Source organism: Paenibacillus sp. DMB5, from assembly GCF_001517085.1.
GTDB lineage: Bacteria > Bacillota > Bacilli > Paenibacillales > Paenibacillaceae > Paenibacillus_AQ.
The window spans coordinates 46,388-69,979 of record NZ_LRAC01000024.1 but is presented as its reverse complement, the minus strand read 5'-3'; the positions used below and the strand labels follow the sequence as shown (position 1 = coordinate 69,979).

23 protein-coding genes are annotated in these 23,592 nt (G+C 47.1%); 3 read left to right on the top strand and 20 right to left on the bottom strand.

Going from position 1 to position 23,592, the window contains the following annotated elements; translation table 11 throughout:
* Window positions 1-189: hypothetical protein (locus AWJ19_RS36115; protein WP_206744045.1), on the top strand; the 189-nt coding region annotated here is incomplete at its 5' end.
* 27 nt (window positions 190-216) lie between these two features.
* On the opposite strand, the gene AWJ19_RS05615 is transcribed toward AWJ19_RS36115, so the two are convergent.
* The 5 genes from AWJ19_RS05615 to AWJ19_RS05595 form a co-directional block, all read right to left on the bottom strand.
* Entirely contained in the window at window positions 217-1,488 is a 1,272-nt protein-coding gene (locus AWJ19_RS05615; protein ID WP_068722078.1) for a carbohydrate-binding domain-containing protein, read from the bottom strand.
* Window positions 1,489-1,637: 149 nt separating this feature from the next.
* Complete coding sequence (locus AWJ19_RS05610) at window positions 1,638-2,519, bottom strand: hypothetical protein (protein WP_068722077.1); 882 nt, start codon at window positions 2,517-2,519, stop codon at window positions 1,638-1,640.
* A 180-nt stretch (window positions 2,520-2,699) separates the two neighbouring features.
* Complete coding sequence (locus tag AWJ19_RS05605) at window positions 2,700-5,264, bottom strand: EAL domain-containing protein (protein ID WP_068722076.1); 2,565 nt, start codon at window positions 5,262-5,264, stop codon at window positions 2,700-2,702.
* 182 nt (window positions 5,265-5,446) lie between these two features.
* Window positions 5,447-6,241 carry a hypothetical protein gene (locus AWJ19_RS05600; RefSeq protein WP_068722075.1) on the bottom strand — a complete coding sequence of 265 codons (795 nt, stop codon included), beginning with the start codon at window positions 6,239-6,241 and terminating at the stop codon, window positions 5,447-5,449.
* Window positions 6,242-6,384: 143 nt separating this feature from the next.
* Window positions 6,385-7,488, bottom strand: coding sequence for a slipin family protein (locus AWJ19_RS05595; RefSeq protein ID WP_068722074.1), 1,104 nt, complete (start codon window positions 7,486-7,488; stop codon window positions 6,385-6,387).
* An 809-nt stretch (window positions 7,489-8,297) separates the two neighbouring features.
* On the opposite strand from AWJ19_RS05595, the gene AWJ19_RS37190 reads away from it, so the two are divergent.
* Entirely contained in the window at window positions 8,298-8,381 is an 84-nt protein-coding gene (locus AWJ19_RS37190; RefSeq protein WP_219214875.1) for a putative holin-like toxin, read from the top strand.
* Between the two features lie 264 nt (window positions 8,382-8,645).
* Here the strand turns inward: AWJ19_RS37190 and AWJ19_RS05590 are convergent, their stop codons facing one another.
* The 6 genes from AWJ19_RS05590 to AWJ19_RS05570 all read right to left on the bottom strand — a co-directional run bounded on the left by AWJ19_RS05590 (window position 8,646) and on the right by AWJ19_RS05570 (window position 15,419).
* Window positions 8,646-9,443, bottom strand: a complete 798-nt coding sequence (locus AWJ19_RS05590) for a DUF6602 domain-containing protein (RefSeq protein WP_068722073.1) — start codon at window positions 9,441-9,443, stop codon at window positions 8,646-8,648.
* 29 nt (window positions 9,444-9,472) lie between these two features.
* Window positions 9,473-10,615 (bottom strand): nuclease domain-containing protein, encoded by a 1,143-nt coding sequence (locus AWJ19_RS37185; RefSeq protein WP_277815781.1) that lies wholly within the window; start codon window positions 10,613-10,615, stop codon window positions 9,473-9,475.
* Window positions 10,612-11,886: a DUF2357 domain-containing protein gene (locus tag AWJ19_RS37180; protein ID WP_277815780.1), complete on the bottom strand. Its 1,275-nt coding sequence runs from the start codon at window positions 11,884-11,886 to the stop codon at window positions 10,612-10,614. The genes AWJ19_RS37185 and AWJ19_RS37180 overlap by 4 nt, the downstream gene beginning before the upstream one ends.
* A complete protein-coding gene (locus tag AWJ19_RS05580; protein WP_068722072.1) occupies window positions 11,858-14,044 on the bottom strand; it encodes an AAA family ATPase in 2,187 nt (728 codons plus the stop codon). The genes AWJ19_RS37180 and AWJ19_RS05580 overlap by 29 nt, the downstream gene beginning before the upstream one ends.
* Before the next feature lie 33 nt (window positions 14,045-14,077).
* Window positions 14,078-14,776, bottom strand: a complete 699-nt coding sequence (locus tag AWJ19_RS05575) for a nuclease-related domain-containing protein (protein WP_068722071.1) — start codon at window positions 14,774-14,776, stop codon at window positions 14,078-14,080.
* A gap of 145 nt (window positions 14,777-14,921) precedes the next feature.
* Window positions 14,922-15,419, bottom strand: a complete 498-nt coding sequence (locus AWJ19_RS05570) for a hypothetical protein (protein WP_068722070.1) — start codon at window positions 15,417-15,419, stop codon at window positions 14,922-14,924.
* A 151-nt stretch (window positions 15,420-15,570) separates the two neighbouring features.
* Between AWJ19_RS05570 and AWJ19_RS05565 the strand changes: the two genes are divergently transcribed.
* Window positions 15,571-15,819 (top strand): helix-turn-helix transcriptional regulator, encoded by a 249-nt coding sequence (locus AWJ19_RS05565; RefSeq protein WP_068722069.1) that lies wholly within the window; start codon window positions 15,571-15,573, stop codon window positions 15,817-15,819.
* Window positions 15,820-16,150: 331 nt separating this feature from the next.
* Here AWJ19_RS05565 and AWJ19_RS05560 read toward each other — a convergent pair whose 3' ends face one another.
* From AWJ19_RS05560 to AWJ19_RS05525, 9 genes are all read right to left on the bottom strand, one after another.
* On the bottom strand, window positions 16,151-16,747 hold the full coding sequence (locus tag AWJ19_RS05560; RefSeq protein ID WP_068722068.1) for a hypothetical protein: 597 nt from the start codon (window positions 16,745-16,747) through the stop codon (window positions 16,151-16,153).
* A 110-nt stretch (window positions 16,748-16,857) separates the two neighbouring features.
* Window positions 16,858-17,676: a hypothetical protein gene (locus AWJ19_RS05555; RefSeq protein ID WP_128083510.1), complete on the bottom strand. Its 819-nt coding sequence runs from the start codon at window positions 17,674-17,676 to the stop codon at window positions 16,858-16,860.
* 35 nt (window positions 17,677-17,711) lie between these two features.
* Window positions 17,712-18,026, bottom strand: a complete 315-nt coding sequence (locus AWJ19_RS34575; protein ID WP_128083509.1) for a hypothetical protein — start codon at window positions 18,024-18,026, stop codon at window positions 17,712-17,714.
* Window positions 18,027-18,275: 249 nt separating this feature from the next.
* Window positions 18,276-19,127, bottom strand: coding sequence for a hypothetical protein (locus AWJ19_RS05550; protein WP_068722066.1), 852 nt, complete (start codon window positions 19,125-19,127; stop codon window positions 18,276-18,278).
* A 212-nt stretch (window positions 19,128-19,339) separates the two neighbouring features.
* Window positions 19,340-20,059: a CPBP family intramembrane glutamic endopeptidase gene (locus AWJ19_RS05545; protein ID WP_068722065.1), complete on the bottom strand. Its 720-nt coding sequence runs from the start codon at window positions 20,057-20,059 to the stop codon at window positions 19,340-19,342.
* Entirely contained in the window at window positions 20,052-20,609 is a 558-nt protein-coding gene (locus tag AWJ19_RS05540) for a PadR family transcriptional regulator (RefSeq protein WP_068722064.1), read from the bottom strand. The genes AWJ19_RS05545 and AWJ19_RS05540 overlap by 8 nt, the downstream gene beginning before the upstream one ends.
* 156 nt (window positions 20,610-20,765) lie before the next feature.
* On the bottom strand, window positions 20,766-21,386 hold the full coding sequence (locus AWJ19_RS05535; RefSeq protein WP_068722063.1) for a type 1 glutamine amidotransferase family protein: 621 nt from the start codon (window positions 21,384-21,386) through the stop codon (window positions 20,766-20,768).
* Between the two features lie 71 nt (window positions 21,387-21,457).
* Complete coding sequence (locus tag AWJ19_RS05530; RefSeq protein ID WP_068722062.1) at window positions 21,458-22,420, bottom strand: YafY family protein; 963 nt, start codon at window positions 22,418-22,420, stop codon at window positions 21,458-21,460.
* A 121-nt stretch (window positions 22,421-22,541) separates the two neighbouring features.
* Entirely contained in the window at window positions 22,542-23,558 is a 1,017-nt protein-coding gene (locus AWJ19_RS05525; protein WP_241781615.1) for a carbohydrate-binding protein, read from the bottom strand.
* Between the last annotated feature and the right edge of the window lie 34 nt (window positions 23,559-23,592).

Below are 23,592 nucleotides of genomic sequence, written 5' to 3'. Positions count from 1 at the left end.
TTTGAGATAGAGGTCAACTGCCTTTTTCTTGAACTTCTCATCGTACGTTCTTCTCATTTCGCCCATAAAAAAATCCCCTCCATAGTAGACAGATTAAACGGCTTGCTTTTTTCTGTCTACTATAGGGGGATCATATCAAAAGGTAGCGGTCCTATTTCGATGGATAACCCTTTAAGCCTCTGCCCTTAAAAGCGGCTTTTGCTATACTCTCCCCAATTAATGCCCCATCCCGCCACCGCCGCCGGCACCGCCACGGAATCCGCCTCCGCCACCGCCTCCGCGTGACACGGTAATTTCAGTAATCTGCTCGCCGTTAACCGTGACCGTGCCGCCGTTCAATTCAGCTGTACCATCCGCATCAAAAGCGGAAGTAGCTTCTACATCAATAACTCCGCCATTAATATAAAGATTACCGTTCGAGTCAAAAGCATCCGTATCCCCGCTGCCCATGCTCACTTTAATCGCACCGCCGTTGACTTCAATCGATGCATTATCGTTCACTTTTGGCGAAGCATTGATCCCGTCATCCGTTGCATACAGTGTGATCTGGCCGTCATTCACAATGATATTATTGCCCTCGATACCTTCCACAGCGGTCTCAATATTAATAGTGCCGCCATCGATCTGCACAAGGTTGTTAGCCGTAATGGCATCATCCGCAGCCTTGATGTTTAAAGTGCCGCCTTCGATATAGATATTCCCCAGGGTGGTGTCCTCTTCATTTTCGCTATGCAGCGCATCCTTACCCGTATCAATCGTAACCGTTCCGTCGTTGATCAGAATGGCATCGCCCGCTTCCAGTGCATCTGCAGAGGACTTTATGGTATACACGCCGCCGGTAATTTTGAGATCATCCTTGGAAGAAATGCCATTGCCTTGAGCCGACACAATGTCCAGACTTCCAGTTCCATTCAGGGTCACATCGGCTCTGGAGAAAATCACCGCATCCAGATTGGTCTCCCCATCCGCCACATAGCTTCCGGTAACCTCCATATGGTTCTCACTGTCAGTAGAAGTAACGAATACTTTATCCGCTGCTTTTACATAAATGGCAGGTGAATCCGTATTGGTTATGCTAACACCGTCCAGGACGATTTGAACCTTTGCTTCTTCAGCAGCTTCTACGGTTACCGTCACATTGTCCACATCACCGCTTAAGACATATACGCCTTCCTCGCTCAGGGTCACATCCTGATTGCTTTCCAGGTTCATCTGTGTTGCAGCTGTCAGATCCGCAGTCTGTTCCAGATCCCGGTCACTGAATAAGGCCGTTGTGTCAGTAGAAATTGTGGTGGTGGTTGTGGCAGCTTCCGTTGATGAGGTTGTCCAGGATGAAGCGGTAGTGCCTGCCGCCTGCGTAGCCGCTGCTTGTGTACTTGTAACAACTGCTGCGCTGCTGTTCTGCGCATTCGAGCATCCCATGACGGATAAACTCAGTAACGCGGCAAACGTTATGGCTTTTATGCTGATAAGACTGTTGTTTTTCATAAATGAACACTCCTTGTATAATCGGCTGCAATCGTCTTTTTGAAAAAACATTATTGCTTCCTGTCTTACACAAAGAATACTCCCTATACCTTTAGCCAAACTTAAACGGGCACAAAAAAAGGGACGCCGGATAGCATCCCCTGTTCCCTTTATACTGCAGGCTGAATTTTTTTGGTAGGCTGCGGGCCGGGGCCATTTTTAGCCCAGTAAATAATGTAGTAAATAGTGCTGGTATAGCTGGTGGTCGCTGCATAGTTAACGTTCTGGTAGGAGCTCTCATTAGTCCACACTTTATAACCCGGAGAAGTATAATTCCAGCGCATCGGGCTGTTTCCCGCCGGTTTATGCGTCCAGTCACTGCCCGAAGTGTCGCCTTTCATAAAATGATAGTCATTGCTTCCCTTACGGACCGCAACTACCCGCTGGTAATATGCCAGAGAAGACGGCTTCGTCGTTGTCTTGTATCCCCAATAGCCTAGAGCATCCAGGTCACTGACCGTCAAATCCGCTATTTCCGATACACCCATGCTTAAGGAAAAGCTTTTCCCGGAGTGATAGCCGGGGTCTTTATACACTTGGTTGCCTATGGCATACCCGTAACAATTATAGTATCTGTAGTTGTCCGACCAGGCTCCGATTACTGTACTATCCTGAAGCGTATAACTGGCCACAGCAGCAAAGCTTCTTGCAGAAACGCCGGGTTCACCGGAGATTTTCAATATATTCTCAGCCAGCTCCACCAGCATCGTGTAATTATACGGGATGTGGTCGGCCGTTGTGATCCCGCGCTCAATATCCGTTACAACGTCTTTTACCGCATTACGCGTGTATCCATCATTTTCCAGGCCTTCAGGCAGCTGGAGCCCGTTCTCAAGCAGGGTATCCAGCAGATCATCGCTGTTTAACTGCGTCAGCTCCTCCAATGCAACCAGGCTTGCGCTATCTGCGCTCACTGCAGGTGCCGGTATTGCAATCGTATGTAACAGAAAGAATGCCATCACCAAAGAAAACGCTTTTATAATTTTCTTCAACGTGTTCCCTCCTAAACTATATTCTCAGTAGACCGCATATCCTTCTCAGCCGAAATCTGTTAATCCGGCTCACCTCCCAGCTATAAGTATACACGGAATAGAAATGGATGAAATAGTTTTCAGTAATTATCTATATTTGAGTATATATGTTAAAAAATCAGAGGATGGCATCAGCGGCTGTTATGAAGCAGGAAGAGGCTTCGTTTCTAACAAAATAGACTCTATTTCTGACGCAGGCATCGGCTTATAAAAGAAGTACCCTTGAATCTCATCGCACTTATTCTTGTCAAAAAAGGCAAATTGCTCCCCGGTTTCAACACCCTCGGCAATGACCTGAAGCTTCAGGTTTTTGGCCAGCTGAATGATCGTCTTGGCTATAGCCTCATCGTCATTGCCTGTGGAAATGCCGCGAACAAACTGCATGTCAATTTTGATCCGGTCTACGGGCAAAGTCTTTAATCTGCTTAAAGAGGAATACCCTGAACCAAAATCATCAATGGAGATGCTGACGCCCAGCTCCTTAAGGGCATGAAGCACCTCAATAATATAGTCATCTCCGTCGGCGGCAGCACCTTCAGTGACCTCGAGTTCCAGGCACTCCGGCTTAAGGCCTGTCTCACTGAGTGTCCGCTCAACGATGCTGAGCAGGTTCCGGTCCTGGAACTGGACCATCGACAGGTTCACTGCCATGCGTATCCCCTGCACCCCCAGCGCCTGCCACTCCTTCATCTGCCGGCATGCGGTCTCAAGCACCCACTTGCCGATGGGAAGAATCAGCCCGTTCTGCTCAGCCAAGGGTATAAAGACCGCCGGGGAGATCATGCCCAGCTCCGGGTTATTCCAGCGGACCAGCGCTTCCAGACCCACGATTTCTTTGGTCTGCACACTCACCTGCGGCTGGTAGTGTAGAACAAGCTCATTTCGCTCCAGGGCCCGGTACAGGCTGTTCGTAAGCAGTGTTTTCTCCAATACCTCCTGCTTCATGGCTGATGAGCATAGGGCGTACTGGTTTTTGCCTTTTTCTTTGGCTGCGTACATCGCCAGATCGGCATTCCGGATCAGCTCTTCTGTACTTTCTCCATCCCGGGGGTAGACCGCGATCCCTGCGCTGGCCGTAATAAAAAACTCCTGGCCTTTGACAATCACGGGCCGCGCAATCGCTTGAATAATAGTTTCAGCAATAGCACTGATGTCTTCTACCCGCTCTATCCCGGCCAGTTTGATCAGAAATTCATCGCCGCCAAAACGGGACACCATATCCTGTTCACGCAAACACCCGGCTATTCTGCCAGTCACCTCTTTCAGCATCTCATCTCCGCCGAGATGTCCTATCGTGTCATTCACATTTTTAAAAGAATCCAGATCAATAAAAAGCACACCAATTGGCTTGCCGGTCCCCCCGGCGGACTGGATACTCTCTTCCAGCTTATTCTTGAACAGCGTATGGTTCGGCGACCCCGTCAGAGCATCATAATACGCCATGTAGCTGATGTCCTCAAGACGCTGGATATAGACCCGGTTAACAAAATAGGCCAGCCAAAGCGTGATGCCCAGAATACCGATTCTGGCCAGATAATCCGAACCATCTACCTGGACCATCGCCTCCGGCATCCTCAACCAAATATAGATTTGCGTAAGCAGCATGGGTACCCCTATCCAAAGGATCATTAGCCGCTTATTGAACAAAACCGACAGCATCACAACAATGAACGGAGCCGCCCATGCGGTAACACTTGCAGTTTCGATATAGCTGAGGGCAATCAGCAGGATTGAGCCCAGCATGATGATAATGAAAACGTATTCCTTTACATCCGCTCTAACCGGTACATATTTAATAACCGTCAATACTAAGCCTGTGACAAAGAAGAACAGACTAAATAACAGAATAGAACTGAACCGCGGGGCCTGCTGATTAAAAAAGTACTGCGAAGCGAAATTCAGCATTCCGCCGAACACGTAGACAAAAGACATAATTTTAATAAACCGGTCCATGTTGACATCGCTTAAAATTTTGCCAGGCTCAGCTCTTCCGTTCTTGCCCAGCCCCATGAGCCCATACCGCCTGATCGCATAGAACATTGCCGTTGTCGGGAGCAGCACAATGACCGGCGCCAGCTGAGGTATTTTAACAGATGCGTATGTATTCATAATTACGTCTGTTAGAGTACCTATTATCATGGCCAGGCTATAGGACAGCATGAAGAGATAGCCCTGCTTTTTCTTAACCGGGTCCTTCGACCTTCTTGCCCAATTCCAGAGCAGCAGCAGACCCGCAGTGGTAAAGCAAATATAGTACAGGTTAAAATATACATCCCCCCAGCCGCGGGCGGAAATGTTAACCCATCCGGTTGACGTATAGATTAGCTTGTACTGTTCCTTTGCAGAATCGCAATAACCAAATGCAAAAACGTTCACCGCGGCCGGAAGATACAGAAGCACATAAATCCATTTCTTTTTCAGCATTGCCGTTCTTTCGGTCAGAATCAGAAAAAAATGCAGCAGTAAGCTATACACAGTGCCGTAGCCGAGTGAAGCCAGTCTGCGCCAAAGAATAGCCGTCTCATAATCCGGTGCAGAATTGGTAATCGAAAAACAAAAGGACCAGATGGAAAGAGACAGGCAGGCCAGACAATAGAGCCGGTTCAGCTTGCTGCCGGTATTAAGGGACAGGATATACATCCCCAGAATGAAATAAATGGCGAAGCCAATAAATAAAATCAATGAATAAATATAAGATAACGTCATGACGGGCCCCTCCATGATTTCCGGTAGATGATATACATCTAAGAGAAAACGTACAGTGATACTATATACCTATATTTCGGCAGAAATGTGAAGTTCTATTAGCCATAATTTCATACGAAAGACCCCTCCAATCCAAGGAAGGGTCTTAACACCGGTACTTCTTATCTTCTACCACAGTGCATTTACATAAACGCACCAAAATAAAACTCTACCGCCTCCTGAGAGTACCCGTCATCCCCCTGCCACACCGCCATGGAGTTGTAATCCGAGCTCCCGCCTCCGCGCTTCCGGGGTGTATCCCCAGGAACCAGTATTCCGGCATAGCCCCAGATCTCCATCAGCACATCCCGTTCATTCTTGCTGGAGGGAACCACGTCCTTCCATCGCTTCTCCAGCATCCGCGCACTGTCATGGTCAGCACAATTCTGAACCGCTTCGAGCATTCCGGTGAGTATGGCAGCATCCTCAGCAGTACTCTCCAAAGGGGCTTCCTTACTGAATAATTCAAGATCCAGCCAGCAATATAAAAGCCAGTTCAGGCGAATCCCGCCCCACTTGACCCGTTCGAAATTCAGCACATTCAAATCCTTATTGTTATAGTCCATGTCCGACATTAATCCATGATAATTGCAATCCCCACAGCTGCTGTAATTCGGCCGCACCACACTCCGCTGCTCATAGGTATGCACAGGTAGACGGGAAGTCAGCGCCCAGCTTGAGAAGGCACTGCGCAGATGGACTTTTTTCGTAGAGAGACTATGCAAAAAAGCGGCAGCTACCCGCTCCTTGGTAATCGTCTGATGCAGCTCATGCAGCCGTAAGATGATCTCATCGTGAGTAATGGTTACAGGATCGAACATCAGTCCATGGCTCTTGGCATATTCGAAATCCTCACCGGCAAACGCACCCGGAGTGCCCCTCCAGCCGGTTGAAGTCCAGAAGGTGTTCATTAGAATCTTTTTCGCTTTCTTGTCCATGCTGTCACTCCTTGGGCTTGGCTTAATTGGCAATAAAAACTTACTTCTATAGTATCTATGTTATTAACTGTTTGCAAAATACCAGACTCAACCGATGCACTGCCCCCTGTCTATCTGCAAAAAATAGACCGCCAGGTAGCGGTCTACTTATTAACGCTGATTAGCGAGCTTAACCGCTCCAGGAGGTCACCGCCGCCGGTTACAGAGATGGAGCCGATTTTGTCGCAGATCTTCTCGAGGAATTCCAGCTCCTTCAGCCGGAACAGCGTCTGATTCTCATCCATCAGCTTCGCCGTATTGAGCAGGCTTCGGGTCGAAGCCGTCTCTTCCCGCCGGGTGATCAGGTTCGCCTGCGCCTTCTTCTCGGCGAGCAGGACGGTGTTCAGGATGTCCTTCATTTCCCCTGGCAGAATGACATCTTTCACGCCAGCCCCCAGGAAGCGTACCCCGAACGCTTCTTCTTTCTCCTGGATACGGGACAGGATGAAGGAGGCAACATCCTCTTTCCGCTTCAGCAGGTCATCCAATTTCAGCGTCCCGACATATTCCCGGAGCAGCAGCTGCAGCTGGATGTGGATCTGCTCGTCAAAAGCCTTCAGCTCCAGCACACGCTGCGGATTCACAATCTTATACTGGCATACAAAGTTCAGGCGCAGCGTAACCTTATCTTCGGTCATCATCTCCTGGCCGATCAGATCCATCTGCTGCTGTCTCAGATCGACCGTCTTCACCACCACCGAGACCGGCCCCTTCCAGAAGTAATACTTACCAGGCGCCAGCTCCCGCTGGAGAGTATGGTCATAGAACAGGAATCCCAGCTCATAGCTGGCGATTTCACTGCCCTGCACATACGGAGTAAGCTTCGCTATAATGGAGCGGTCGATCCCGGCCGGGAGCTCCGGCTGCCGGATATCCATATGCACGAAGGTGTGCTTTTTCAGCAGGTTCCAATAGGCATACACACCCGGCTTCAGCACCTGCGCAAATTGACCATCCTCATAGTGCACTACAATCTCATGATCCTGTACACGTACCACATCAAGCTCCTGCAGCAGTTCTTCATCCTGTAAAAAAAGCTGCAGGTCCTTGCCCTCAACGCTAAACGGTTTGGCAATATTGAGCACCACTACCGTATGCTGCGACCAGGAGAAGTACCGGTAGGTTCCGGGAAGCAGCCGCTTCACATAACTCCCCTTATGAAAGAGCAGACCGCGCTGGTCCGCTTGAATCGTGATTGGTTTTAACATAATTGTACCTCCTTCATGATTGACCCATGGCTGACAGAATCCCGCTGCGGTCTTGGCGGAATCACGTTTGAGGTAGGCTGCCTGCCGGGAGGTTCGGGGGGGACATTGTGATTTGAAGACTAAACCCTGCTTCAGCCAGCCTTCGTATCCTTCTGTCCTTGCCAAAGCCTCCCCTGCTGCCGCACTACCGGTATCCACGGATTACAAAGCCCTTCCGCAGTGCGCTTATCGTAGCCGCCTGGAATTCTGCCCCTTGGTGTCATAATTCTCAATACGCTTCAATTTGTGGCTCGATGGAAATCGAGTACTGTACCATAAATCGCTCCCAAGGCGATTGGGGAATCGAACCCCAAGTGGGATTCCTACCGAAACAAGCTGTACAGGATACCGTAACATACATGCCGGCACTGCGGGACCTTCTTGAGATCCCCGCCTCGTTACGCCCGCCCGGATAAGAACCAAATGTATGATGAACGCACCCGGCGTTATCAACTTGCTAAGAGGTAAAGCTGCTTCTTACAGGTTCTATCTTCGCTGAAATCGGGCGGAACGAACATGGCGGAAGTATTACGACGGGAGAAAAAATTTCCAGAGGAGAGTTAAGGAGGGATAGAAAAAAGCTCTAGGGCAGGTGTGTGAGCCTGCGCTTGAGCTTTTTTTTGGAGGGGGGGGGGATTATATATTCAATATTTTCCAATCATGGTATAATCGCAGAATCAATAGAAAGGCTTATATGGGCGGTCGGCTAATCTCCCGGAAAAGCATATGCTTACGAAGTCGCTTTCTACGAAAGCGTTCAGGTGAAGCCCATGGAGGTTTATCAAGCGTTGTCTCTGATGTTCATGTTCGGCATGTTCATTATCGCGCTGCTAAATTACCTCAAAAAGAAATAGACCGCCCTAGCCAAAGGATTCGGTCTATTTCATGACTGCTATTCCGAAAGCCGCCGCCCTTAAAAGCGGCTATTGCTCCGAGAGTCGTGTTAGCCGCACGGCTCTCTTTGTATTCTACGTTTTTTCTGCCTTTACTATACCACATATCATTTCATAAAGTAAGAAAATCTCAGTTGCATTAATCCAAAACGAAATGATTATTCTCTCAGCACTGTATTGGTATCAGGGAGCCATCACTGTCTTCATGACATTGTACACACTTGATTAGAACCCAATTCTTTTCTTAAGAAGCACACTAGACTCCTTGGACTGAGGGAACCATAACGGCTTAGAGAGAGTAATAGCATTATTATCTAATGTGTTTAATAAATTGGACACAAAATAATTGAAGGATTGCTCTCCAGTATCATATAATCCAAATTCAGGATTACTATGGGTTGTATCATTCCAATGTAAGCCATATAGTTGCCCATTCATACATAAAGACGTTAAAGTTCTCGTCTGCAAAAATTGCAGGTCCGTCCCTTCATACTGCCCCCTTTTATCCTGGTAGAACTCTTTGATTTTCGTAAATACTCTTTGTGCGACATTCGCTGGGCCAATGTAACGATAATCCTGATAACCAAATGAAAAAATTCCAAAATAAACATTATCAGAAGCCCGTTCCATTATAGATTGTACGGTATAAAGATTCTCTAGAGCATCTATCAATTTCGTCCCTACACTTAAGCTAGTTTTCACTTCTATTACCGCTCTGACATATTGATCTGGAACAATTACAAAGTTAGGTCCATTAAAAAGCAATGGGGAGGCCTGATCATAAATAATAATATCCAGTTGCTTACTGCAAGATCCACCATCATTTGAGAGTATAAATCCACTTGAAATTGAATACTTCTGAGGGATAAACCTCTTTAAGACATCTTGCAAAATAGCCTCTTTGTGTGTTCCATCAGAAATCCAATGAGCACTTCCGATGATATCTCTCACCCGATTTTTAGTAACATCTAATTCCTTGCTAAAGCTCTGATAATAATTCGGCAAGCTTCTCTCAATAGGCATCGGTCACCTCTGTCTTCAATGTCATAAACTCAAATATTCCTAACCTCCACAACCCGCCCCAAATCCACATACTCCTCATGATCCAGCTTCACCTGCACTCTGCCCTTGCGGCGCTTCTCCCGCCATTCCCGCAGTGCTTCCTCTGTTTCCAGACGGAGCTCGGCAAGCTCCAGGGCTCGGTCCAGGATGTATTTACTGGTGTATAGCACCGTATAAATCCCTTGTCCACCAAGCGCAATAGGAGCGGCCAATGGCTTCCATTCTTCAACCGTAAAGCGCACATACAGCTCCTCCTCCGTACCCGGCCGATAAGGGACTTCCGTAATCTCCTTACGCCGGAGCACCTTCCAATCCGCTACCTTTCCTACCCAGTGGATGCCTGTTTTTGCAGGATCAATGAACTTTTTACGGGATTGGCACATGGCTACGTATTCGATCTGAGTAAGGCTCTTCTGACTGGCAAGGTTCTTTAACGGCATATGGTAAAAAGCTTTTCGAACCGCCACCCCCACCTGCTCCGGCCCCCGGACAGAACCGACTAGCACATTCTTGCCCGCAAGCTGATCCGCATAATATTCTCTTGTGCCGCGTGGACGTGTGGACCGCTCATAAGCTTTTTCCGGACTGTCCCGGATAATCTCATCCAGGAATTGCTCGACCAGGCCTGTGGCATTCGGCAGAAACGGCAGGGCGCCAATGTTCAGTAGCTCGATGCTTTTATAGAAACGGTGGTCCTTGAACCGCTCCTCGTCAGGATAGGGAAACAACACATACGCACCGAACATGCTACGCTCGTATTCCCCTGAGCCTTTCTCCTGATACACAATAGCATCCCGATAGCGGTGCATCGTATTAATGTCATCCTCTTCCGGCCCGGGCTGCCCGTACTTTCCTTGGTAAGGAGTACCTTCATACGCAGGATTCAAGCGGTATTTAGCATCAAAAACATACTTATACTCCTTGATCTGTCCAGCATCCTTCTTCTTCAGGGTTAGCACATTATCCGGGCGTTGACTCAGCGTTGGCGTCTTGTCCGTCCCAGGAATCGCATTATAGTACAGGATGAATTGCTCCCCGTTCACCGGGTTCTCATAGACCATCTTTGCGCTCTGCGAGCGGTCCAGCGTCACAAAAATCCCGTTCCGGTTCACCTTAATAATATCCTGCTTCACCAGCTTATACTTCTGCCCCACAGCTGATTGAGCTTGAGGAAACACCAATATTCATAGAGCTGAGCGACATCTTTCATGGATAGGCGGAACAGGTCACTTTGGATCGACAGGCCTTTGAGCAGCATGAGATAACAGCGATAGACCTCACGATACCCGGGCGCCATCTGCAGTACCAGCGTAACCGACATCTGCTTCAGCACCCCAGCCTCACGCAAAAAATCCATCTTAAGCACCCGCTCAATCTGCGTAAGCATTGAATCCAGCCTTTTGATCAGCAGGGGATCTGCGGTCCGGCTTTTCGTCTTCCAGCGGGTTTTGAGCTCCTTCAGCTTGCCATGAATACGTTCCAGCATCCAGCGGATGAACCGGTTCTCGTTCGTATCATAGCCGAGGCGCTTCCGCGTCTCCATTAGATGTGTGGCTGCGTAGCTCCGATTGCCAATGGTGATGAATCCATGGTTCATGTCTTCCCTTAACCGTTCCGGATGCTTCGCGAGCTCGCGGATATTCTCTCTTCCGGCCTTTTTGACCCGATTGGCATCCACCAGCCGGCGATCCTGGAGCAGCGCATAATTAGGATTTTTGTTGATCCGCTCAACGGCATCGAGAAGCTGTCTAAAGATATATTGTAGGATCGTAAAAAACTCCGTAAGGCTCTGATGCTGCGTCTCCCGCAGGCCTGTTAGCTGGTAGGTTCGGCGCAGGAAGTCGAATGCCAGATTATAAATCTGCGCATTCACCTCATTCAGAATGTTCTGGTAATCCAGCTTGTAATCCATCTTCGACGGAAAAATCTCCATCTCCACCCGCAGCAGCTGCTGCCCCTCACTCCGGATCTCCCACTCCGTCAGGCCAACCTCATTGCCAAAGTTCAGCACACCCGCGAGAAGCGATCCGCCCAGTGGCTTAACCGCCTGCCGCAGCAGCACATTATCATGGTAAAAAGAAAGCTTAACCTCCGTCTTGCTCTCAATCACCAGCTCATACGACTGAGTCTCATAAAAGCATGGAAAGACCGTCTCCCCCGGCTGCCAGTCCACCAGCCCGTAAGTCTCCGGCGAAAAAACCTTGATCTGCACATCCCCAAGCCGCTCAGAGCACACAAGCCCAAGCTGCGCATTCACCCACTCCTGATCGGCAGAACGATGAAGCTGCAATGCCTCCACCGTAGGATGAAAGGGCCTTCCTGACACATAAAGCGTAAAAAGCTCCGTCTCAACACGGAGCAATTCCACCGCCTGATTAAGAGAGCCAGAATGAGGTGAATCCATCTTCCTCCAGCCTCCTCAGCATATAAGCCAATTTACGCGCACTTTGCGGATGCTTGACCCCAGGCGGATTCTGTCCGGCAGCCCATCTCGTATAGAGCGGAGAAGCATCCTCCGTTAGGTCCTGCACATTTACCGCTATGCCAGCGCCGCTACCTATCGCGACCTTCATCAGGTTGAGCAGAACCCGGCGCACGGAGGAATAGCTTCCTTGAATGCGCGGCAAAATCTTTTGCAGCAGCTGCCAGTCGAACGCTTCTTCTTCGTCCATCAGGCCATAACGGTCGTTATAAATCATATAAAAACATATCGCATCCCGTACCCGGAAGCCCACATGAGCATGAATGTCCTCAAGCAGCGTATTAATCTTCACCAGTCTCTCCGTTGTTCGGACAACAAGCTCCTTGTGAGTATCATAGGCGTCTACTAGCTGCAGATAATCCGAGCGGACAAACAGATGATTCAGCTTCATAAACACAGCGGGATCACCCGCCTCCTGCCCAGTCTCTTGCGGATACTGCTGCAGATTGATGTAATTGAACTCCAGCGTGTTGGCGCGGTCGAGCACTTTTTTGCTAAAAGGATGCGTCGTCTCGTCCATATTCACCGTACCGATCAGGAATACATTCTCCGGGATGCCAAGGCCACCATAGGTTTCTTGATCGTCAGGCGTATCCAGCAAGGTAGGAGAGATAAGGTCCTGCGTCTGAATCGCCCCCTCCCGCCACTCCTGCGTCTCCAGCACACTCAGCATATCACTGATATAATGCTCCACCCGGGCCAAGTTCATCTCATCCAGGCAGATAAAATAAGGCTTATGCCGATTCTCCGGCTGCCGCGCATCCACTAACACCTTCGTAATCGGACCTGGCTGGAACCTGCCCGACAGATCCTTATACCCCAGCAGATCCGCTGGATCACTCCAATCCGGCCGTACCGGAATCAAGCTAAACTGCCCATTATCCCGCGTCGCCCCCAGCGCCTCCGCAAACAGCTTCACCAGCCGCGTCTTCCCCGTACCCGATATACCCGCTAGAATGACAAAGGGCTTGGCTTTTAGCGAGAGGTAGAAGTTCTCGATAAGATGCTCCGGGAAAAAGAAGCCTTGGCGGCGGATGTGGGATTGGATTTGGTGGAGATACGTAAGAATATTAGGATCTGATGGCGGCAAAATAGGAATCACCTCATGCAAACTCTCCATACTGGAGGCAGTCTCATCTTGATCTAGAATAGTAAACTCCGGCCAATTCACTTCTGTTGTAAGTGCTTGAAGCACATTAAGTCCTTGTCTGGAAAAACGGAACAAATACCCTTGATTCACTCCGCCTCCTGAATGGAGCGGGCCTTGGGTTATATTCAGTTGCATAATTTGCTGATTAAAATGTTGTAGTGCAATGGGCGGATTAAGCTCCGTATAAATAGTCCGAACCAGTCTACCTTCCTCTTGCCAGCTCGTATTTGCCATAGAACCTGGTTTGGGTGCTTCTACTGCGGCATCTCTTACCTGACTAACATATCGAATAGCCTTATTGGAGTAATGAAGGATGATATCACCTTGTTTAACTTCCTTCATGGTCTCCCAGTGATATAACTTTCGGCCTTGAGTATTCAGGAGGGGCGCCCACAAAATTCCCTCTTCTTTCTCCGCCTGAATAGTAGTTCCTTGATTCACCCACCATACGCTAGGCTTTGGCTGATATGTAATGAATTCTAAACGGTATTCAAATGGTACTCCTGTCGCATAGAAATCAATATATTCAGCTTGATCTTCAGGTACGACGACCTGTGGTCTTTTGGCATCGTCTGTTTTTTGATTTTCTCTTTCTTCCATGATATAGGAGTATGAATGAGTGAACATCTCAATTAGAAAATCCTTCAACACCTGGTTTCCGTTATAGCGAAGTTGAAGGGCTTCCCGACTAGCAGATACTTGATCAATTTTAATAAGTGTTGCATCATAGTTACGATCTTTATAGATGAGCTTAGCCTTTCTTCCTTCACCTAAATTAGGCTGTTGACCTTGATTAGCTTCCAGAAAGTCCGGATGAAACTCAACGGGAATATGCGTGCCATCTCGAAAGATAGAAAAATCCACTTTTTTGCGACCAATTAAGTTAGGAATCTCTGTATCCTTCCACCAGCTTCGTAGTTGCTTGATCATTTATGTTAACTCCCTTGGCACATTGATAGTATCTTACTGATGCTTTTTGATGTTCTCCTTTATTCTCTGTACATGAAGCTTACGAATCTCAGGATCGATAATATTGGCTTGAACAAGCAAATCATATATCACTTGGACCTGTGCAGCAGAAATAGGCGGCTCAGGAGCTCCCATTTTCAAACTTAGTAGTTTTCTTGAGATGTACTCGCTTAGTTCCACATCATATACAACCAGTTCATCTGAATGAATTTTCCGCAGCTCCGGATCAATGCTAAAACGACATCTCATTGTGAATGAAATCATAGAAACTAATTTCACCGCGGCTATACCTTTTAAAACACTCTCGATGGTCTTGATATGACCATAATTTTGTTTTAGCGGATTATACATCTTGAAACGGTTACTCACTGACCATTGTTGATCCGTTCGCCCACCTTTTATTTCTCCATTGTAGTTTTTCGTCTCAATAACAAATAAGCAATACGGGGAAATAACAACATGATCAATCTGAGCGTAGCCTGTACGAGACTTCCGATTAGGGAGCAACAGATCACTTAAAGATTTACATTCCTTTGGTAGCTGTTCCAGTTGGATATTGATTTTATGCTCGCCTAGCTCTCCAATTCTTGTAGCAGTAACCTTCGGCTTCGCCTTGGCTGTTGGTGCCTTACGTACAGGATGGGGTGGCTCCGTATCAGGTTTCTTGAAGAGAGACCATAGCGCTTTAAACATAGCACAACCTCGTATCACCTGGATTTACAATATGTATGGTTATTCGACAATATGGTAATGTATCCCTTCCAAACATATACATAAGAAAAAGACTGTCGAAGTGACAGTCCAAATGTAAAGTATGTGCATGCTTAGATTTCGCTGTCTAATCTGAAAGGACAGAAGGAGCAGTAAAGGCATTGGCAAGCTGCATACCATCCTTTAATCCTTGGAGATATAGACGTTCATATAGAACGGAGAGCTTCAGTTGAAGCTTATCTTCCCAATCCTCAAACTCAGGCATTCGTGCAATGTCCATAGAGTCAAACAGAGCCTGAAATGCCTTATTCTCTTCTTCAAAAACAAGTCTGGGCTCAGATTGGTACTCGATCTGTGCGGTTATCTCATTTAATCTGCCTTGCATCGTTAGTACAAACCATGCCGGAAAGCTCACCACATCTCCTCCATCATAGAAGTTTAAACGACAAGCCCCCGAGTACCGATTCTTTTCTTGATACATCTGATTAATAATTTCATCTACCTTACGACTCTGAGCTTGAACCGCCTCATTACCGCTGAGTGGAACTCCCTGCTCCAGTGATCTCTGACCAAGTTCGTTCAGCTTGCGCTTCTCCTCTTCATATTTCTGAATCAAATGCTGCATTACAACCCCTCCCTCCTGGAAAAGCTATGTCTGTAGACGATGTACAGAAATTTTAATGCGTTTATCGGTTTATTTTATTTTAATTCGATATTCGCATTAAAACAACCGTTACCTCGCATACAATTTGGTTAAATTGTGAGGTGACCCGGAAATGAAGCATCGCAAAGAGCCCCCAGGTGACAAAAACATCATCGGGACCCGTGTTGTAGCTATTCGAAAAGCTAAGCGAATGAAACAGAAGGATTTCCTCGCTAGGCTGCAAACCTTCGGGTTAGACATCAGCCCGACTAGTTTGTCGCGCTTGGAGGGTCAATATCGGCTTGTGCAGGATTATGAGGTGTTGGCTGTTGCGAAAGCACTGGATGTTTCTGTGGGGGAGTTATTGGGAGAAGGTAGATAGTCAACTAACGTTACATTTATTTAAGCATCTATTTTGGGGAATTATGCGCTGACTGATATATAAATTGAAAATCTGTTTACTCCTCAGCACTCTTTCATGATAAATCTATTTCTCATTTCCTTAACGCAAAAAAATACGCTCTCAAGTAAGAAAGGGTAATCACACAAAATTAAATAGAAAAGGACTCTTGTTAAACAGAGTCCCTTATTAAAAGATACAGCTAATTATGGTTTGAACCATTTATCGTCTCCTCGCCGCAACTCATAAAAACACTGAAAATATATCTCACGGAATGCATCGACATCTTTTATCTGACTAAAAATATCCATTCCTAATTTATAGAAGCAGCCTGATTAATTTCCTCTTGAAAATTGTTCAATTCAAATTTCAATGTTTTTGCATCATTCTCAATAGATTCATTTTGTAAATTGTTTTTCAAACTGAAGTTTCCCTGAGACTGTCCTACCACGTAATAGCCAAAATCGTTCTTATCTGGCCTATCTCCTTTATCGGCGCTGAGAAAAACAATAACTTCTTCATCAATTTCAAATTTTGGGATGTAGTCTTCATCGAGGACAAGGATCATATCATCTGTTTCTCCACCATCTACCCGTACTTCTACGGTTTCTCCAGCTTCTCCCTTAAAGACAGTTTGAACTTGGATTGTTGTATCGGTAACCGGGAACCCTTCAAAATTTTTCTGCACTTCTTGGGAGAGAACTCTACCTTTTACAATCGCATCTGCCTCATTAACAAGCTGATTCTTGTCTAAGTGAATAAACTGAACTTCAGAATACACAACAGTTTTAACGGTTGTAGGTAAATTAGTCATGGTTCCATTCGACAAACTTGCTTCAGTATTACTATTTGTACATGCCGATAGAAACAGGAACAGCAAGCTGCCAAGAATAATATAAGGCGATTTCACTTTTAATCAGCCCCTTCTTCGTCTCTGTTATAGACAATAACGTTGCCCACAGTAAAAATGTTACTTAAATTAAAAAGCAGCCTTGAGAGGCTGCCTTTTCAAGTCTGAGTTTAAATATTGCTTTCGACACCTTCTGGAAGGAATATTCTTGGAACATTATTGGTTCTATTGTACTCTTCTATGCGATTAATTTCTTCTTGAAAATCATTGAAATTAAAGACCTGGCTCTCGTTACTATTTCTATGAAAGGATTTTGAAGAATGATCTAGACTAAACTTCCCTTGGGACTGTCCTACAACATAATATCCGAAGTCGTTTTTATCCGGTCTTGACCCTTTGTTGGCACTAAGGAAAACGATGACCTCTTCACCAATGTTAAATGATGGGGCTGCTTCCTCTTCGGGAATTAGGATTATATCCTCCATCTCTCCACCGTTAACTCTTACATTTACGGTCTCTCCAGGTTCACCCTTATAGGTGGTTTGAACCTGAATTATTGTATCGGTAACTGGGAATCCTTCAAAATCCTTTTGTACTTTTTGAGAAAGAACTGTTCCTTTTACAATCACATCTGACTCATTGACAAGCTGGTTGTTATCAAATTGGACAAGCTGGCCACTAGACAAAACAACTCTTTGGGATTTCGGGTCATGTTCAGATTCTTGAGTGTCTACCTGCCTTAACAAATCGTTTCTCCATCTGGATACAGAGTATTGGGCTGCCTCTCTGTCTGCGGCTGTTAGATCTCTTTGGGCTATGGAACCTATAATTCCCTCTTCATACATAGTATCAGCATAGACTGGGGAATGGTCTACTCGTAATGTGTGTCCTAGTTCATGAGTAAAGGTACTCTGGATATCATAGTAACCCGAAATTGCAGAATTAGCCCAATTATTACTTGCATTAATGAATATATCTGATTCATCCACTACACCTGAGGAAGTAATATAGGCATAGTTTCGCCCTAAAAAGGAATTGGCTCCATAAAAGTATTAATATAATCAGCGGTGGGGCTACTTGCTGAGGTTTCTGAACCTGACTTATACAAGAAATTGAAGGGTATCGCACTATTCCATTCGTTCATTGCTGATTGTATTTGTGTCTTGGTAGTCGAATCAAAAGTAGATTGAACAGTATAAATGACACTTGATCTTCCAGGAGACCAAACTGTCGGGTGTAATGTATGGCTGTAAGCTGCGAAAGTTGTGCCTGCACTACTCATCAACAAAAGTAATGAACCCGTTATGACAAAAGGCTTTTTCGATAATTTTTTTAGCATCTTGATATTCCTCCTTATAGTGGTTTGAGGCCAGAAGACTTATCTTGATGTAAAAGCAATAAAAAAATCTAACGCCTACTTGCGTTAATTACTTGTGATACTGCATACCCAAAAAAGACCCCGCATCCGCGGAGTCTTTCACCAATCTATCTCTAGTGCCCAGTCCCATGATTAAATAGCGTAATACCGCCCGCAGGGCTTGTCTTTGCAGCGGAGTCAGCACTAGCTGAAGCTCCAATAGCAACTGCACTAAGTAACAACAGCGTCGTCAGCAACAAGGATATCTTCTTCGTCATAAAAAAACTCCCTCTCTAAGATATTTTTTATAATCCTTTGATACATCTCTTGCTGTGAATCTGTAGCCCTGTTTCGGATAAGCTCGTAGAAGGCGACAGATTTTCTAAAACCCGCCTCATCTTCTAGTTTACTACATATTTGTAAAATATCTAGTATTCCATTTAAGGCATCGGTCATATTATTTCTTCTATATAAATAGGTAGCGAGTAAGTACTTGTAATCCACATAGCTTCGTACATCTTCTCTCTTCTCTTTGCTGCTGATCTCCTCGATCTGATCCTCGAATAGCTCAAGCACCCAATCGATAGAGTAGTTGTATTTGATTGCAGACTCCAGGACGGTTAACAGTCCGTTCAATACTTCCTTCTTCGTTAACGTTTGCAGAAAGCGGACATACTCCTGCAGAACTCCGCTGTTCCCCTCAAGCAATTCAATGACATAACCGTTGGCCACAGCCATTTCCTTGAAAAAAGCCGCTTCCGCATATCCCTCTTCATCCAGATGCTTAATCCAGCTCAGATCCTTGTATTGATTAATGCACCTTCTTGCTTCTGCGTATTGTCCCGTCTTCTGGTGCCCCACCCCCTTCATTAACAGACTATATCCGAAATAGTAGGCAATGCTTCTGTTCAGGTACGGCTTGGGGGACATCCCGATGATATTATGCGAGGTCTCGTAGGTGATAGCAATTACTTCGAATAGCTTATCTGACACCTCAATTACGGCTGGCCAGTTTTCACATGAAAATGATAGTTTTATCATGTCTACAAGTGAATCGGCAGCTATACCATCGAGTTCAAGCAACGTATACACTTCCTTTCAAAACCATTTATACCAATACTAACCCTTTATTTTCCATGGGTCAATATTCCATTTCTGCAGTTTGCTAGATTGTCAATATTATTGCATATCCCGGCTTCTCCACTCCTATTAAGCACATTTTTCATATAAAAAAAGAGGACCAGCTTCCTGGCCCGGGTTCCCCCGCTCCATTTCGCCGATCCTGCTTAAGCCGCCTATCTCATAAACAAAGCACTAAAAATAATCACATCCTGCAGGAAATGAATCGCCAGCGCCCAGAAGAACCCTCGCGTCTCCAGTATCGATTTGGCCAGGAACCAGCCGATAAAAGCAGCCATCAGCATACCTGGCACTCCGCCCGGATTCCCGAAATAATGAACGGTACCGAAGACCACTGCTCCCAAGCCTTGTGCTACATACGGAGAGAATCCATAGCGGCTGACAACGGCAACGAAGGAGAACCGGAAGATGATTTCCTCTGAAAAAGCGTTCATTAGCGCAAAAGCAAGAATTAGCAGAACCCCGGGATATAACTCCAGGTTCATGCTTCCCCCGTGAACCACCTGGAAGTAGATGACGACAGCCGTCACTAACGTAATCACGACCGCAAAGTTAGCACCCAGGTTCCTCCACGTCTCTGTAGCTTTTGGCTTAATCCCGATCCACGGTTCAGGCCGGATGGTTCCATCCCGCTTTTTGAGGTTTAAATACGCAAGCCCGGCCTTACCCGTTAATCCATACACAATGCCGATCACGATAGCAGCCACTAACAATACCGTCATTTGATAGCTGATCTCCAGATTGTATGCGGTGTTGCCGAATGCTTTTAAGGCGAGGGGCGGATGGCTTCTAATCCACAGCAGGAGCGGAGCGCAGGCAATCACCACGATCGTGATCAGCAGGAGGGGGAACAGGCTGTCTCGTCTTTTAATCATTCTTGGGCCCTCCGTCCGGATGGTTCAGCGTATCCAGCGCATGCCGGCACCATTCAATGGTCATTCGCAGGTATCGCTCGCCGTAGTCGAGCGTCAACAGCCAGAGCTGGGCCTGCTTGCTTCCCCCTCCTGGAACACTTGCTTTAATGGCTGCAAGCACCGCTGTTAACTGCTCACTCGCAGCTAATTCTTCCTCGATAAAAGTAACCAACTGCGGAATATGGCGTTCATCCGAGACGAACAGCTTCATCAGCAATTCATGCCTCATCACAGACTCCTCAGGCGGCAGCGCTAACCAGGAATCCAGCTGGGCACAACCCTGCTCAGTAACCCCGTAGACGATTTTACGTCTTCCCGTCTCTGCTTCCTCCACAACCGACACGGAGCCCTCTTGCTCCAGCTGCTTGATGCTTTTGTGAATGTGACCATAGGATTCGTTCCAGAACAGGCCAATGCTTTCCTTGGAAAACTTAACAAGCTCATAGGCGCTCATGGGTTTAATGCGGAGCAGGCCGAGTATGGCAAAATGAGTGGTGTTGATTCTTTTCATAAGTCCCCCTCAAATAGATGTATCTTTAAGATATATATAATTAGCATATTAACCCATCGGGCTAAAGATTACAATCCATTTTAAGGAGAAAAATAAAAGAGTTCACCTGCTTAGCATCCGTTCTCCACTACCTGGTCAATCCGCATAGCCCGAAAATTAGTTCATCATCAGCTCATAGAAATACTTAGGCTCCTGAGTCTTATACAGGTTATACCAGGCTTCTAAAGTTTGGGCCGAGCATACATCCAGGGCTCTCAGGACGTGAACGGTAAACTCCAGCGGAGCTATCCCGGAGGCCGTAATCAGCTTCCCGTCTGTTACAGCAGGCTGCAGTTTATAGTGCTGTTCGCCTGTGTATGCCGGGCAGACCATTTTGAGATACTCCAGGTCGTTGCTGGTATGAGCACGGGTATCCAGCAGGCCTGTCCGGGCCAGCCCCATTGTAGCTCCGCAAATCGCCGCAACCCAAACATCTTCCTTCAAACATCTCTCGGCGGCTTGCAGGACGGGCTCGTGAATGCTTTCTGTCCACGTCTCTCCACCCGGCAGAATCAAAAGATCTCCGCTTATAAAGCTGCACTCCTGCAGGCTGAGGTCAGGCATTATTTTTAATCCGCCCATTGTAGTTACAGGCTTCTTGTCTAGCCCTACGGTGACTAATTTAGAGGATGCCTGCCCCTTCTTATAGTATCTTCCCGAGTTCAGCTCGGCAGTCAGGTACCCGATTTCCCAGTCCGCCATAGTGTCAAAAACATACAAATATACAGTTTGATTCATTAATAATTCCCCCTTCTCTGATTACCTCCATAATAAAACAGCTCCACTGACATCCGCTGTCAGTGAAGCTGTTACTGCTGATAATATTCCATTAGCTCCGCTGCGGTAGCAACAAGCCTGTCCTTTAAGCTCTGCGGCTCCATTACTTGAACGGACTTCCCATACGGCAGCAGAAAAGAAGGGACATACCTGTGAAGGGACTCCTCCTCAAGGGTAAAGATGGCCTGATTCGCTGTCCGCTCCTGCAGATGATGCCCCAGAAACCAGTGCATACACAGGTCGTCCAGCGCATCCGCCGTGCCTTCGATCCTCAAGGCAACCAAGCCTTTCGCACCAGCCAGATCAGGCAGCAGCTTATGCAGGAAGCTTTCACGGGCCGAAAAATCCTCTGAGCGCTTAAAGTTCACCGCCGTACGTTTGATCGCCAGAATCCGGTCTGCCCGGAAGCTGCGAAGCTCCTTTTTCAAGTGGCAAAAGGCAACTGTGTACCATCTGTTATTCCAGTAGACCACTCCATACGGGTCAATTACCCTGCTCTTGGGCTGTTCTTCCCGGCTTGTCCGGTAATCGATTTCTACGGAGCATTCATTGGCTACCGCCCATTCCAATTCCGCGAGCACCGGCTGGACAGAAGCAGGCACCCTATGGTTAATAACCTCAATGCCGGCCAGATGGCGGCTGAGCACCTGCTCCTGCTCCTGATTTGAATACATCCTTAGCTTTGCTGCTGCATTGTCCAATGCCTCACTCATGGGGGAGCCGGCTTCTTTGGCAAAAAGAGCCGCATGAAGCAGCGCCTTCTTCTCTTCCATATCAAATAGCAGCGGTGCTCTGATCACATTACTCAGCAGGCTATACCCGCCGTTATGACCCGCGTCAGAGATGATCGGGACTCCGCTGGCACATAGTGCATCAATATACCGGTACACGGTCCGTATGTTGATTTCCAGCTTCTCGGCGAGCTGCTTCGCCGTTATTTTCACGCCGGAGTTCAGCATCCATAGGATGGCCAGCATATTATCTTGTTTCGGCATCACATAAGCCCTCATTTTCTTAAAATCTGCTAGACTCAGTTTACCTCACAACGCCCCCCGCCGCAGCTTATAAAAAATAAAGACGCCAAAGGAGCTCCCCCAGCGTCTTCGTGCCTTTCTATTAATTCTTACCGCCGTACCCCTGATAGGTAGCGTAAACGGCATTTGCATATTGATCGGCCAGAATAGGCCGGCCATAGGAATCGGTAGCTCCCGGATACCAGTTGTCCCCTCCGTTATAGTGCAGCAATCCGTTATAGATGCTTCCGAACCTGGAGATCTTTTCATCCAAAATCAGTCCGCCCAAGGCTACCTGATCCTGTTCACTGCTGTGATTATAGGTGCGGCCAAATTTGGCGCTGAATTGCGAGAGATAGGCATTGCGTGTATTAGGTTCGACCTGCATCAAGCCGTCGCCAGCCGACGGGCTGCCCGGCAGACCTGCCCCAAAGCTGCTTTCCTTCTTAATAACCGCACTTAGCAATAGGGCAAAGTCTCCGCCTTTACCAAATTTATTGTCCACATTCATTACATAGGTCCAGATTTGACTTGGAACCTCGGAAGGCTTGGTTACAGAAGTCTGCGGTGAGCCGATATAGATTTTAACTGAAGTCATCTTGTCATTGACATTGTCGCCGACCCAGGAGGAGCTGGCAGTATAAGTCCATTTGGTGCCTCCAAAGTTATCGTTTTCATAAACTTCAACCGTCCAGCCGCTAGGCACCTTGAGCGATGACATCCAGTCATTCGGTATACCTGCAGCGTTCAGCTGAGAGAGTACATAGTTGCCCGTTCCAACCGTTACGGCCTTTCCGCCGTAATTGATATCTGCATAGAAGGTGGCCCCGTTTGTTGCCGGAGATGGCGTTGGAGTCGGGGTCGGTGTGGTTGTTCCTCCTCCGCTTTTCCATAACGCAGGAGTATTAGCCGGCTCCCAGCCTGTGAGGGAAGTATGGGTCTGAAGACAGGTATACGTACTTCCGCTATAAGTTACTGTATCATTTACTGCGTATGCAGTATTTGGTGCCCATGCTCCTCGTGCGGCAGCGTTTGCAGGCGTTAAGCTCGTGAAGTACAGGGATAGAAATACTGCTACAACTACCAGAAGCGATAAGGCTCTAGCGGGAACTTTTTTCAAAATCTGAAGCCTCCTTTATTTAGTTTACCGGTTT